We start from the raw sequence: 15,109 nt of genomic DNA on the forward strand, positions 1-15,109 counted from the left end.
CGCGTTTTTTTTATTTATATGTTTCATTTTTTCTTCATGTAACTATGAAACAGTAAAAGAAGGAAACAAAAAACTAATCCTTTTTATTAAACTTACGTTCCTTCTTCTTTTTATTAAAGAGTCTCTTCAAAAAATCATCTCGTTTTTCTTCTTCACAATTTAATGCTTCAAGAACTTCATTGGAAGGATTTTCAAAACGACTTTTAGTTATAGAACTGTAATTGGAATCTGCATTTAATTTCTGGTAAAATTTAGCAAAAATTGGTAATGCAGAATTTGCACCTTGACCTAATCCGGTGGTTTTAAAACCTATATTATAATTATCGTTACCAACCCAATTGACAGTAACTAAGTTAGGAGTAATCCCAACAAACCAGCCATCCTTATTATCTTGCGTTGTTCCTGTTTTACCCGCAATATTGTTTTTTAGATTATAAGTCGATCTCAATCTAGCTGCCGTACCAGAATTAACAGTAGACTTCATCATTTGTAAGAGGACTTGCCTTGTATAATCACTATATGCTTTAGTTTCTTTTACTTCCGCTTTAAAAGACACAATTTCTACACCATTCTTATCTTCAATTTTAGTAATAAAATAAGGTTTAACAGGCTTGCTATTATTCACATAACTAGCATAAGCTCCGGCAAGTTCTTTTATATTAATTTCGGCTACACCTAAAGCTAAAGAGGGTTCTTTAGGAAGTTGTTTTGTGATTCCTAATTCTTTAGCTTGGGTTAAAACTTTATTTATACCTACTTCATTTAAAACTTTTACAGCAATAGTATTTATAGACTGACTTAATGCTTTTTCAAGATTGAAATTAATGTATGGATCTTCTTCGTTACTTCCAGAATTTGTTGGTGTCCAATTCTTATAATCGGTATAGGTAATTGCTTCTGGCGAAAAATAGGTACATGGTTTCATACCGTTTTCTATAGCTGCAGTATAAACAAAAGGTTTAAATGTGGAGCCTACCTGACGTTCACTTTGGGAAACGTGATCGTATTTAAAAAAACGATAATCTATACCTCCAATATAAGTTCTCACAGCGCCTGTTTTAGGTGCTAAAGCAATCATGCCAGTGTTTAAAAACTTTAAATAATGCTGTACACTATCTATGGTAGATATGTTTTGGGTTTTAGTTTCTTTCCAATCAAACACCTCGACTTCATGCTTCATAGAAAGTGAATCCATAATTTGTGATTCTTTTAAACCAAGTGCTTTATATTTTTTATATGAAGGAAGCTTTTTAATTACATTTTCAATTAGTTTCTTATTAACCTTCCATGGTGCATTTTTCCCATAAGAGGCTTCGAAAGCTTCTTGCAATTTTGCGAGATAGGATTGCATTGCTTCTTCTGCATATTTCTGCATTTGATAATCTAATGTCGTGTGTACAACTAGACCATCTTTATATAAATTATACGCTTCTCCATTTGGCTTTTTATAGTCTTTTAAAACAATAGCCAACTCTTTTTTTAATTCTGCTCTAAAGTAAGGCGCTACGCCCAAATCATGATTAAAAGATTGGTAATCTAAAGCTATAGATTCTTTTATAGTCGCTGTATATTGGGTTTCGGTTATGTAATTATACTTAAGCATTTGTTGCAGTACTACATCGCGTCTTTGCTTACTGTTTTCTAGATTACGTCTCGGATTATAAAAATTATTTGCTTTTAAAGTCCCCACAAGAGTTGCTGCTTGAGATAAGTTTAAACTTGATGTAGGAACACTAAAAAATTTACGAGAAGCACTTTCTATGCCATAGGTATTATCTGGAAAAGGAACCGTGTTAAGGTACATTGTTAATATTTCTTTTTTAGAGTATATCTGTTCTATTCGTTTGGCAACTATAGATTCTTTTACCTTGTTTATTATAGTACTAAAAGCAAAGTGATTATCTCTTCCGTACAGGTTTTTAGCCAATTGTAGTGTTATTGTACTTCCACCTCCCGAAGATTTATCTTGAAATAAAATTGTTTTAAAAAAAACACGAAGCAAACTAATATTATCTACACCATCGTGCTCATAAAAACGAACATCTTCTGTAGCTATTAAAGCGCTTAAAAGGTGCTCTGGAAATTCCGGATAGGTTAATGGTTGTCTATCGTAAATATAATATTTACCAATAAGCTTACTATCTTTATCTAAAACTTGGGTTGCTTCCGCTTGTTTTAAATTACTTAATTCTCTTATGTTTGGTAATTTGCCAAATGCACCAAAATAAATACTAGCGAAAAAAATAAGGCATAAAACAAAGACTCCTGCAATTGCTATAATGGCTCTTTTTATCCATTTTCTTTTTAATAATGAAATTAATTTTTGCTTAATCATAAGTAGCTATAACGAGAAAAAAACAGATTTATTTAGTTACAAAAGTATCTAATAATTATACGCCGTTAGCTAACAAGTCACTATTTTAAATCGCTAAACTACAAAATAGGATTATTTGTCATGCCTCTTAAACGTATTAGCGTCCAAAAAATAAGTCATCTTCAACGATATCGTATTACTACTATTTTTTTAAGGTATTCCTAAATTATCAAAATAAGAAGAACGTACATCGCCATTAAAAAATAGTACTTCCTAATTTGCAACCTAAACTAATTTCATTAGCTGGAGCAAATAGCCATTTAGGAACTTAGCAAATGCGTAATTAAAAACGTAAAAAAAATAAATTTAACAAGTTAGCCTGCGATAACGATTGCAACCGTTCGACTATTCCTCAATAGTCTTAACCTTTTTTGAAGCATGAAAAAAAAGATACCGTGTAAAGCGTGGTTGTTTTTGGTTTTTTCTACCAAAAGCAAATTGCCCAACTTTAGGATACAATTTCTCAAGCTTCGAAAGCACTCGAAGTGACGTTTTTAACTGCATTTTAAATTAGAATTCCGTTTCATAAACCAAATAATGATAAGCAGTACACCTTAAAAAATTGGACAAAAAAAATCCCAAACATAAAGGCCTGGGATTTTTGATTTTGAAATTTCTATCTACACAGGAATTTACTCTTCTTCTTCGGTATAATCTGGATACAGAAAATGATTGTATGGAAAACGGGTGACATGAATTTCACGAACTTCATCATAAATTCGTTTTTTAAAGCCTTCTATGTTTTCTTTGTTTAACGCAGAAATAAACAACGCATTATCTTTACCAACTCTGTGCATCCAGGTTTTTTTCCACTCATCTAAAGAATAATGTTCTTCGGTACGTTCTGTAATTAAATCGGTTTCATCATAAGGTTCTGCTTTATAGGCATCGATCTTATTAAAAACCATAATCATTGGTTTGTCTGTACTATCTATTTCGCCCAGCGTTTTATTTACAGATTCTATGTGTTCCTCAAAATTAGGATGTGAAATATCCACAATATGCAACAGTAAATCTGCTTCTCTAACCTCGTCTAAAGTACTTTTAAAACTTTCTACCAATTGTGTTGGTAGCTTACGTATAAAACCTACGGTATCACTTAAAAGAAACGGTAAATTCTGGATTACTACTTTACGCACGGTGGTGTCTAGTGTTGCAAAAAGTTTGTTTTCGGCAAACACTTTACTTTTACTCACCACATTCATTAAAGTCGATTTCCCAACGTTTGTATACCCCACAAGCGCGACTCTTACCATTTGGCCGCGATTACCTCGCTGTACCGACATTTGTTTGTCTATGGTCTTAATTTTGTCTTTCAGTAAGGTGATTCGATCTCTTACAATACGTCTATCTGTTTCAATTTCTGTTTCTCCAGGTCCGCGCATTCCAATTCCACCTTTTTGTCTTTCTAGATGCGTCCACATTCCTTTTAATCGCGGCAGTAAATATTCGCATTGTGCTAATTCTACTTGTGTTCTAGCGTAACTAGTTTGTGCTCTTTGAGCAAAAATATCTAAGATAAGATTGGTTCTGTCTAATACTTTACATTCTAATATTTTACTAATATTACGTTCTTGCGCAGAAGATAGTTCGTCATCAAAAATGGCTGTACCCACATTATTTTCTTCAATATATTTACGTACTTCTTCCATTTTCCCTTTACCAATAAAGGTTTTAGGATTAGGCATGTCCATTTTCTGGGTAAAGCGTTTTAAAACTTCTCCTCCAGCAGTAAATGTTAAAAACTCTAATTCGTCTAAATATTCTTGCGACTTGTCTTCGTTTTGACTTTTAGTTATTACTCCTATTAAAACAGCTTTTTCAAGCTCAATATCTTTCTTTTCTAGCATATGTATAATTAAAGTACAAAGTTATACCATTTCTACTTTTAAACCACTATAAAGTAAAATGATGATTTTTTTCTTTATACAAAATAGCTAAATAAAGCATAGCCTTCATTATAATTTCTTTTTATGTTGAAGCAGAAAGGGAAAAAGAGCGTTTTATTATGGTTATTTGGAAGGAGATAGGACAATTGTAATTGTAAGCGGTTTAATTTTTATATTTTTGAGGAAAGACAAAAGACCCGTTTGCTGTTAATATGGAGCCTCAAGACTTACCTATTTGGCAAATGCCTAGTATAAAACAAATTATTTAATGATTGATTATTCCGAAATTCCTGTAAATCCTAGTGTTCATACTGTAGCTTTCTATAATGTGGAAAATTTGTTTGATGTTTTTGATGATAAACAAAAGCATGATAATGACTTTTTGCCAAAAGCAGATAAACGTTGGACCGCTAAACGTTATAAGAATAAAATCAGAAAACTAGCTTATGTAATTTCTAATATAGGAAGAAAGGAGAACGGAAAAAATCCTGCAATTATTGGTTTGGCTGAAGTGGAAAATGCAAAGGTTTTAAAAGATATCATTGCTTCAAAACATTTAGAAAACAGTAATTATAATTATGTGCATTACGACTCTAAAGATGAACGAGGCATTGATGTTGCTTTACTTTATGACAAAACCGTTTTTACTGTAGCCGCATCCGAAAATTTTTCATTAGAGTTATATAATGATGCAGGTTTACCAGATTACACAAGAGATGTTTTACTGGTTTCGGGTGTATTAGATGGTTTTAAAACACATGTTATTGTAAATCATTGGTCTTCGAGACGCGAAGGCGAAAGAGAGACAGAACACAAAAGAATGGCTGGATCGAATAAGGTTGGTGAAATTATTTCTAATTTAAAACTAAATGATCCGGAAGCTAAAATTATAGTTATTGGTGATTTTAATGATGATCCTTCCAGTAATAGTATAAAACGCTTGATTAGTGGTTTTGATTTATTTAATCCGATGGAAACCTTACGTTCTTTTACTAGAGGAACTTCAAAACATCGCAGACAATGGTTTTTGTTTGACCAAATATTTATAACAAAAAACTTTTCGGACACCACCGAAAACGGTTTAGTTTTTCAAAAAGCCAATATCTTTGATGAAGATTTTTTAAAACTCTCCACGGGGAAATACAAAGGTTCGCCTTTTAGAACTTACGTTGGCAAAAAATATCAAGGTGGTTATAGTGATCACTTTCCTGTGTACGTTACTTTGAAGAAGGTGTAAAAGAGTATTCCGTGTTCTATAAATTATACTAAAAAATTAAATCGCTTGATAAATAACTACAGATAAACCTATACAAGCAACTGGAAGTAACCACAGCATAAAAATACTATATCCAGCGGATTTCTTATTTAGCATTTTAGCGTTTAGTACTTTTCGTTTTCTACCTGCATATTGCATCCAGTTTTTAAAAAATATAAATATACCTACTAATATAAATATGACAATTGCTTTGTCTTGAGACATTGTTGTCATATTCATTTGCTTGAAAAAACCAGCAAAAAACGTACCTAAAAGTAACAATAAAGCACATTGTAAAACCGAAATATAAACGGTTGCTAGCTGGTTTGCTTTTTTGCTTTTAGCATCTTTATAATGCTTAAATACGCTAAAGAATAAAGTATCGAAAAGTGTCATTTTTTAATAAATATATGGTTTAAAAAATAAAACCTGCTAATTTTTGGTTAGCAGGTTTTAAGACTAATTAGCCAATTTAATATTTTAATTAAGGAGCTAATATTTTAACATTACCTAAATCTCTTGTGGAAGAGATTGCTGCATCATTACTATCGTAAACAAAAGCAATAAAACCAGTTCCAGTTGCACCAGAAAGATCAATAAAATTAGTAGCATCATATACATTATCGAAGAATCCACCATTAATTGGTAACGCTTCAATTTGAGCTGCTCCTACTTCTACCCAAGTACCTGTAGAAGGATCACTTCCTGCAACATAATCTGTAGAATAGTAAGCTTTTAAAGGCTCTTCTCCTGCGTCACTGAAAGCATCCGCTATTTCTAATACCATTTTTTCATCCGCTTGCGCATCAAAATCAAAAGAAGGTGAGATTAACCAGCTAACCATTGTAACTGCATTAGAACCATCATAACCTGAACCTCTAACATAAGAAACTCCACCGAAAGATGCTGGATACCATTCCTGACTTCCATCCGTGTTAATAACATTCCATCCATTTAAACCACCAACAAAATCTTCTTCATAAACTACTTCAAACTCATCCAAATCTAAAGGACTACATCTTGTAGCTTCCATATCTACATCTTCCACAGCATTTAAAGCTAGAATACGTGTACTACCATCAAAAGTTTTGTTTACAATTGCTTTTATAGAACCATTACCTTCTGGTAATAAATGCTCTTTAAAATTAGCAAAAGAACTCGTTTCTAAAGACATATTTGAATAGGTAAATCCATCACAAGCTTGTAAAGTTCTTTGTGTATCATATACTTGAACCGCATCAAAATAACGCTCTCCAGCTAAGTTATCAGCAAACTGTACGCCATTAATTTGAACAAAAACACCTACCTGCTCATCTGTTAATGTAGCAAAAGTTACTTCTAAAGGAACCATTTCTTCTGTTACATCAGAACGTAAAATATTATCTCTAAATTGGTTTTCATTTACTCTGGTAACCGTACCACCATATTGATCGAATTCTGTACCTCCACCAATAGTAGTAATTCCGTTTCCAACTCTTTCTTCTCCAATATAAAGTCCTTTTAAGTAAATATATACTTCACGTCCTTGGTTATATTGGTTGTACGTATCTACTTGGTCAATAGTGATTTTTAAAGCTCCTGTTGGGTTAGAAGGCGCATCTTGAAGAAAAAATTCTTTAAAGAAGTTTCCTGATTTATCACTAGAAGACACATATCCTTTTACATACACATCATTCTCTACATGAAAAGGAACTGTTCCTTCTCCATCTTCGATATACAATGCTTTTACATAAGCCATATCTACTTCTGTAGCGGTAGCTAACATAGCAGTTAAAGCATCATTTTCATCTTGTCCTAAACTACTAGGAATTGTATAATCGTCATCTTGCACACAAGATGTGATAGCTATTGCAGCTACCATTGTTAGTATTAACGTTAAAAATTTATTCGTTCTTTTCATGGCGTATTTATTTTTAATTTTTGAATTCGTGAATGTTTTACATTTCATAATTCGTAATATTATTATAATTAATTTTTCTTTTTTTAGAATCTAAAGTACACATTTACAAAGTAGTTTGCACCACGACCATACCAATATTTTGCTCCAAACACACGTGATGGATTCGCATTATCGTCTCTTAACTCTCTGTAATTTGCATTTCTACCTTGTTCAAAACCACCAGTTTTGTACTCTTTATCCAATACATTACCTACACTAGCAAAAAAGCCAATATAGTACTGATCTATTTTCCAAGATTTACCACCAACAAGATTTACAACCATGTAGTTGTCAAATTCTTCTTGTTTTAATAACTCTGTAGCTACTTCTGGATCATAATCATTAAATGGTAATCCATCAGCATCTAAATAAAAGTTTTCTGTTCTTGTTAATGCATTCACATCTGTATATGCATTTGAGAAAAAGTTAGCTGTTGCACCAAACCACCAGTATTTAGGATCACGGTATTCAAAACCTACAGAAGCTGCACGTTGTGGGCCTCCTGCTACTTTATAATCTTTAAGATTTGCTTGTCCGTAAGAAATAGAACCATCTGCCGAATCAAAACCAGCTGAAGTTAAGTATAAATCTGGATTGTTATCATAAACATACTCACCAATAGAACCGGCAGCTTTTAATTTAATAGTAGGTGTTACTTGTGCTTCAATACCAAATTCTACACCAATATTTCTTTTATTAATTCCTGTTAAAACTTCTTGTACAAACGCTGAAGTTTCATTTTCTGCAATAGCATCACCACTTAATCCGTCTGCGTAGTAGAAACCTACTTCATTAGCATCTTTAATGGTAGAATAGAATCCTGTTAATCTCGCTTTTATAATTGGAGATCTAAAAATATAACTAGCATCAAAAGAAGTTACTTTTTCTTCTTCAATACCTCTTACCACATTATGATTCTCTCTTGAGTTAGAGAATGTATTACGTAAAGAAGGTGCTCTTTCAATATAACCAGCATTCGCATCGAATAAATGCTTTCCTGTTATTTTATACGTAAATCCTGCTTTAGCACCAAGACCATTAAAGGTAAGCTCTTTTCCTTTTCCATCTGAAGTATCTAGAAAATTACTGTGTTGCCATAAACCTTCTCTTTGGTATGTAGTACTAGAAAGGCTACCAGAAACGAAAAAGTCTATTTTATTATATTTAAACTGTGCTTGCGCATATCCAGAAAGTACATCTGCATATAAGTTATAGTTGTATCTATATTTATCACCTTCCCCAACTAAACGATCTGGGTTTTGGTTATCATATTGAAAGTTATCAAAAGAATCTACATTTAAAGCTCCTACATTAGAACCTAATAAATCGATTATTTCTCCAAAATTTTCAGATTTTAATTTCTTATAATTAAGAGAAGCATTAATTAAAATGTTTTCATTAATTTCTGAACTTAAAATAGAATTAAAAGTAAGTTGCTTATCGTCTGCACGGTCTTCATATAATACATAAGCTGCAGGATCACTACCATTCGTTTCTATATTATTGTTTTGGTTTGCTGTAAGTATAGACTCCCAATCTATTTGACCATCATTTAAAAAGTTTTGTTCTGCTAAATAAGCTCCTGCATTATCAGGACCATCATCATCTGCTAAATAATAACTTGGTAAGTTTTGGTAGTACGCTGGACTTGGATTAGAACCTCCAGAATAATCTAAACGACTATTTCCTAGTTTACCAAATTGGTAACCAACGTTGGTATTTAATGAAGTTTTAGAGCTAATATCCCAATAATGATTTAACATAATAATTGGTTCTTCTACTTCTTTGATACGTGAATTTCTTTTATCACCATCTAAATATCCCCAATACTCGTTATACTTAATACCTTTAAGGTCGTATACTTCTTGTGTATTTGGTGAAGATTTACCTCTTCTATTTGGTGCATAGATCGATGTAAAGTTTAAGCTATGTTTGTCTCCAAATTGCTTTTCAACAGATGCGAAAAAAGAATTAGAGTCATATAATGAAGCATCTTGATATCCTTCATTTCCCCAACGTCTTCCAGCCATAACTGTATATGCCCAACCACCTTCTAATGCTCCAGAAGCATAGCTAGCCATTAAACGATTTGTATAACTTCTATTAGAAGAAGAATACGTTACACGTCCACCTTCTCTATAACTAGATGCTCTTACGTTCACATTAGAAGTTCCTAAGATACCTCCAAAGTTATACGCAGACGGCGTTAAACCAGAAGTTAATTCTTGGTTACGCATTACATCGTTAAGTCCACCCCAATTGTTCCATTGTGGTCTTCCGTTGTATAGCTTGTTCATTTCAATTCCATTAATTAAAACAGAACCGTTATCTGAATCTAAACCTCTTACTTTAAAGAAAGAAGAACTAAACTCGAAAGCCGCTGTACGTTGAAAAATGTCTTGTGACGAAGAAAGAAGACCAGAAATATTATCTGCTCCAGTAGTATCATCATTTAATTCATCATCAGAAAGCGTAATAGTAAACAAATCATTTCCTGATAAGTCTCTTTCCATAACCATATCATTTATGGTTAATGTTTTACCTTCATTAACTACAATAGGATAACGTTGTGGAACGAAAGCCTCTTTAGTTAATCTTAAAACTTGTTCGCCTAATGGCAAATCACTGCTAAACGTAAACACTCCTAGCTCGTTTGTAAACGTAGAAATGTTTGTTCCTTCAATAGTAACAGTAACATCTGAAATAGGCTCTAGAGAAATTGGTTGTTTCACACTTCCCGTTACCATGGTTTGCTGAGCAAATGTGGTAAAGCCTGTTAAAATTCCGAAGAAAAGAATTAGTAATCTTTTTTGCATACTTAAATTTATAGTTAGTAAACTCTTATTACATTAAATAATTATTATTTAAAGCAGACAAATTTACATTATTTATAATAAATATCTACATTTGGCAGGAGTTTTGTATTAACATAACTATAACATAACATTCACATTCATGAAAAATTTAAAATTCTGGCTTGTAGCCCTGTGTTTAACAGTCGTTTTCACCGCAGAAGCTCAAGAAAAGAAAAAATTCAAAATCCATACTGTCGGATTTTATAACCTTGAAAATTTATTTGACACTATTAATGACCCAAGTAAATTTGACGAAAGAAGTCCTATAATGGAAATGAAAACAAAGCAGTTTGAAGTTTACCAAAAGAAGATTAAAAATATGGCCCGTGTTATTTCTGAAATAGGAAAAGACGTCACCAATAACTCCCCTGTAATATTGGGTGTCTCTGAAGTGGAAAACAGAGAAGTCTTGGAAGATCTTGTTAATGACCCGGCATTAATCCATCAAGATTATGGCATTGTGCATTACAACTCACCAGATGTTAGAAGTATTGATGTTGCTCTTATATACCAAAAAAAATACTTCACTCCTTTATCTACAAGTAGTCATGAATTAAAAATTTATGATGATAAAACAAAAGAACGTAAATACTCTAGGGATCAATTACTAGTAAGTGGTAAATTAGATGATGAAATGATTCACATAATTGTAAATCACTGGCCTTCTCGTAGTGGTGGAGAAGCGCGTAGTAGACCTAAACGTGTTGCAGCGGCTAAGGTTACTAAGCGACTTTTAGACTCCTTACAATCTAATGATCCGTATGCTAAAGTATTTATCATGGGAGATTTAAATGATGATCCCACTAACGCAAGTGTTACCGATGTTTTAAAAGCACAAAATGATAAAGATAAAGTTGGCTTTAAAGGACTTTATAATCCGTATTATAATATGTTTAAAAAAGAAGGTTTAGGTACAACAGCATATAGAGATGCTTGGAGTTTATTTGACCAAATTATGGTAACAAAGCCATTAATTGAAAAAGATTATTCTTCTTTCACATTATATAAAGCTGGAATTTTTAATAAAAACTATTTAGTAAATAAAAAGGGAAGATATAAAGGATATCCAAAACGTAGCTTTGCAGATGGTGGATTTACGGACGGATTTAGCGATCACTTTCCGGTGTACACTTTTCTTGTTAAAGAAATTAAAGAATAGAAAACCACCTCGTCTCCTGTTTCTTTTCGGAAACAGAATCCACTCCTCCTTGAAAAAAGGAGAAGCGTTTTAAACTCGAGGGTTTTAATAAAATGAGAAACGACCTTAGAATACGTAATGTATTTTAAGGTCGTTTTTAGTTTCCATGCATGTGTTATAATTCGATGGACATTAAGAAAGTACCTCAATTTGACTATTATAAAAACCTATCATAATAAACCATTATTTACAGGAGATTAATAAACAAAACGCATCTTCTATTGCTTCGCTGAAGCTTTTGCAATACGTATGAAAAACGAGAAGTATTAAAAAACCACCTCGTCTTCTGTTTCTTTTCTGAAACAGAAGCCACTCCTCCTTGAAAAAAAGGAGGAGAGTTTTAATAAAATGAGAAACGACCTTAGAATACGAAATGTATTTTAAGGTCGTTTAATTATTATGTTCTGCTTACTGTTAGGCCAACCAAACACTCCAAGGAATTCTAGATAAAACCAACAATAGTGCTATGGTATAAAAGATAGCAATGGTTTTATTTTTAGGTTTAGAAGTAAGTTTCTTTTTATGTTTTGAATAACCAATAGTAATAAAAGCAACCGCTAAAATACCTACAAAAGGATGTTCTACTGCTAATAATCTAGCAAAAGGAGACAATCCGCCCATACCGTTTGCGGTAATACTGTGAAAGCCGTTTGGTGAAGTAAAGTATAACACCAACCCAATTAACAACTGAATATGTGAAACGATAAGCGTAAACAACGCAATTCTAAAATCTTTAGGTTCATACTCTTTATTAGAAAACGTCTTATATAGGCTGTTTGCTACTGCAATAATTAAAACAAGAAGCACTAAATAGGCCCAATAAGAATGGAGGTTTTTTACAATACTATACATATAATTTAAGTTTGAATTAGTTTGGTAACAAATGTACTAATTATTAGGCATAAAAAAACCTCTCCCAAAAATGGAAGAGGTTTTTAATTCTATTTTCTAATATGAATTAGAAATTAAAACGGATACTTGTGTTCCAAGTTCTTCCGTAACCAAATCTACCTGTGTTAGATTTGTTAATTCCTTTATAGTTTTCTGATGCAATTGCTGAAGCAGCAGTTGTTCCATTAACAGACTCTAAATACACTTCATCAAAAACGTTACTTACGTTTACTCTAAATTGTAATGAATTTGTTTTATTCTCACCAACTAACATTTTGTATGATAATCCAGTATCTACAGTATCATATGAAGGCATAGATAAAGGAGCTTCTCCTAATGATCCTGTTGAGAATACATCATTATACCAGTTCCATCCACCATCAATACTAAATCTTGGTAAAAACTCATAGCTACCATTAATACCAGCTGTTACTTGCGCAGCACCACCAACACTAAATCCATCAATAACAATCTCTTCATCCGCACCTACTTGGCTTCCGTCGTTATCAAAAGTTCTTTGTGTAGCATTGTCTTTAAACTGCCATTCTCCTAAAGAAACAAATCCGTTAAGTTTTACATTTTCCAAAGGACGAGTATTCACCTCTAACTCTACACCATAATGCACTTGCTTCACTCCTAATGTTTGGTAACTTAAGAAATCATCACCTGTTTCACCGTTACTGTTATACTTAGTTACGTTATCCCAAGTAGTATGGTATACGTTTAAGTTCGCAGAAATTTTTCTACCACCATTAAATTGGTAACCAGCTTCAAATCCTGTAATTTCTTCATTTTCAGCTTCAGGATCTAATAATGTATTCCCTCCTCTATTATCTTGAAATAAAGTATCATGGAAAGGTTGACGTGAATAGTAACCAGCGTTAACAAATACTTTATGCGTTTCATTAACTTCATAAGCAGCACCTAACTTTAAGTTATACCCAAGGTTATTTACTTTATCAGATTCTTCTGATTTCCCTTCAAATTCTGTGTTTAAGAATTCTGTTCTTACATGCGATTGGTTAGAAACCGCTCCTTGAAAGAATGCAGATAATTTATCTTTAGAATACTCTAATTGACCAAAAACACCAGCATAGTTAATTTGCTCTTCGTAATCATAACCAAAACGTTGTGAATGATCATCGTTTGGATTAAAGAATACATTCCATGGGTTAACACCACCATAAGAATCTGTTAATTCATAATCTCCAGAATACCCAGAAGAATTACTTACAGAATCTATAGTTATAAATTCTCTAACATCTCTAAAGTGGAAACCGTTATATAAACGTACATCTGCACCAAAGTTAAAGTTTAATGTTTCACTTAATTGGTTGTTATAGTTTGTTACTAAACCAAACCAGTCATGGTTATTATTAGAACCTCTTGCATAAGTTACATCATCTCCAGAAGTTCTTGCTTGTGCAAAACTACCACGACCCATTGAACCGTAAAGTACTGTAGACAATTCAGATTTTTCATTAATTGTCCAATCCCAGCTAATATTAGCTACTGGTTTGTGATAAATATTTCTTCCACCTGGATATTTCCCTCCATTTAAAGTATTAGGACTATCTACCCCACTAAAATTCCATGAGTTATATTTTCTTCCATTTTCTAAAAAGGATCCAATTGAACCACTTCCAGCTGCAGCATGCGATTGTGGCGCACCTGTTAATAAGAAGTTTAAGGAATGTTTTTCGTTAGGTTGGTAACCTACAGAAAAGAAATATGTTTGTCCTTCACCATCTGTATTATCTACATAACCATCACCTTGCCAGTGACCTAATAAACCTGAAAAAGACCATCCTTTTTCATTTACTCCTGTTGAGTAATATGCTGTAGTTTTTGTGTAATTATCATTACCTACCATTTGTTGCACAAAACCACCTTCTTTTCTATCAATAGTTTTAGTAACAATATTTACCGTACCACCAACAGAAGAAATCGCTAATTTAGAAGCTCCTAAACCACGTTGTACTTGAATTGCATTAGCAACATCCATTACACCAGACCAGTTAGACCAGTACATTTTACCGTCTTCCATACCATTAATTGGTTGTCCGTTTAATAAGAATGCAGTATTTGTTTGATCAAAACCACGAATAAACATTTGACCATCACCAAAACCACCAGATTTAAGGTTTTGTATAGAAGGAGTAGATTTCAATACTTCTGGTAAATCCCAGTTTCCAGCTTTTTGCTGAATCTCAGCAGCCTTAATAGTAGTAACAGCAACAGGTGTTTTTCTGTCTTCTGCTAAATCAATAACTCCAGAACCAATAATCACAACTTCCTCTAAAGAGTTATCACTAGTTAAAGTAATGTTTCCTAAATCTGTATTACCATCAAAAGATACTGTTACAGAAGTGTAACCTACATAAGAGATAACTATTTTACCAGCTTTCGCTTCTGTAGTAATAGTGAAATTACCATCAAAATCTGATGATGCTCCATTTGTAGTTCCTTTTTCAATGATGTTTGACGCAGGAAGTGGTGCGTTCATTTCGGAATCAATAACAGTACCTGTAACAGTACTTTGAGCTATTGCTCCTGTAGTAAGCACTAATGCCCCTACTAAAAATAAAAATTTTTTAATGTTTTTCATTTTATTGAATTTAATATTTGGTTTATTTTTTGGCAAAAATACATTGAATTAATGGTTTAACATTAACTTAACGTTAACAAATTTTCAATCTTAAAGATAA

Annotated in this window: 9 protein-coding genes; 2 read left to right on the forward strand and 7 right to left on the reverse strand. The window is 32.6% G+C overall.

Translation table 11 applies throughout. The annotated features are described in order from the left end of the window. Nucleotides 1–73 precede the first annotated feature (73 nt). Nucleotides 74–2,335: a transglycosylase domain-containing protein gene (locus tag ACVCXO_RS14630; RefSeq protein ID WP_452230334.1), complete on the reverse strand. Its 2,262-nt coding sequence runs from the start codon at nt 2,333–2,335 to the stop codon at nt 74–76. A 671-nt stretch (nt 2,336–3,006) separates the two neighbouring features. Then, nucleotides 3,007–4,224 carry a GTPase HflX gene (gene hflX, locus ACVCXO_RS14635; RefSeq protein ID WP_452230335.1) on the reverse strand — a complete coding sequence of 406 codons (1,218 nt, stop codon included), beginning with the start codon at nt 4,222–4,224 and terminating at the stop codon, nt 3,007–3,009. A gap of 307 nt (nt 4,225–4,531) precedes the next feature. On the opposite strand from hflX, the gene ACVCXO_RS14640 reads away from it, so the two are divergent. Continuing rightward, nucleotides 4,532–5,500: an endonuclease/exonuclease/phosphatase family protein gene (locus ACVCXO_RS14640; RefSeq protein WP_452230336.1), complete on the forward strand. Its 969-nt coding sequence runs from the start codon at nt 4,532–4,534 to the stop codon at nt 5,498–5,500. Nucleotides 5,501–5,536: 36 nt separating this feature from the next. Here ACVCXO_RS14640 and ACVCXO_RS14645 read toward each other — a convergent pair whose 3' ends face one another. The 3 genes from ACVCXO_RS14645 to ACVCXO_RS14655 form a co-directional block, all read right to left on the reverse strand. Further along, nucleotides 5,537–5,914 carry a hypothetical protein gene (locus ACVCXO_RS14645; RefSeq protein WP_452230337.1) on the reverse strand — a complete coding sequence of 126 codons (378 nt, stop codon included), beginning with the start codon at nt 5,912–5,914 and terminating at the stop codon, nt 5,537–5,539. Nucleotides 5,915–6,002: 88 nt separating this feature from the next. After that, nucleotides 6,003–7,418, reverse strand: coding sequence for a DUF5689 domain-containing protein (locus ACVCXO_RS14650; RefSeq protein ID WP_452230338.1), 1,416 nt, complete (start codon nt 7,416–7,418; stop codon nt 6,003–6,005). An 83-nt stretch (nt 7,419–7,501) separates the two neighbouring features. Further along, nucleotides 7,502–10,273: a carboxypeptidase regulatory-like domain-containing protein gene (locus ACVCXO_RS14655; protein WP_452230339.1), complete on the reverse strand. Its 2,772-nt coding sequence runs from the start codon at nt 10,271–10,273 to the stop codon at nt 7,502–7,504. 139 nt (nt 10,274–10,412) lie between these two features. On the opposite strand from ACVCXO_RS14655, the gene ACVCXO_RS14660 reads away from it, so the two are divergent. Further along, nucleotides 10,413–11,471 (forward strand): endonuclease/exonuclease/phosphatase family protein, encoded by a 1,059-nt coding sequence (locus tag ACVCXO_RS14660; RefSeq protein WP_452230340.1) that lies wholly within the window; start codon nt 10,413–10,415, stop codon nt 11,469–11,471. Nucleotides 11,472–11,924: 453 nt separating this feature from the next. On the opposite strand, the gene ACVCXO_RS14665 is transcribed toward ACVCXO_RS14660, so the two are convergent. Together ACVCXO_RS14665 and ACVCXO_RS14670 are read right to left on the reverse strand one after the other, a co-directional pair. After that, nucleotides 11,925–12,362, reverse strand: coding sequence for a hypothetical protein (locus tag ACVCXO_RS14665; RefSeq protein WP_452230341.1), 438 nt, complete (start codon nt 12,360–12,362; stop codon nt 11,925–11,927). A 106-nt stretch (nt 12,363–12,468) separates the two neighbouring features. Further along, a complete protein-coding gene (locus ACVCXO_RS14670) occupies nt 12,469–15,009 on the reverse strand; it encodes a TonB-dependent receptor domain-containing protein (RefSeq protein ID WP_452230342.1) in 2,541 nt (846 codons plus the stop codon). Nucleotides 15,010–15,109 lie beyond the last annotated feature (100 nt).

Source organism: Lacinutrix sp. MEBiC02404, assembly GCF_053601575.1.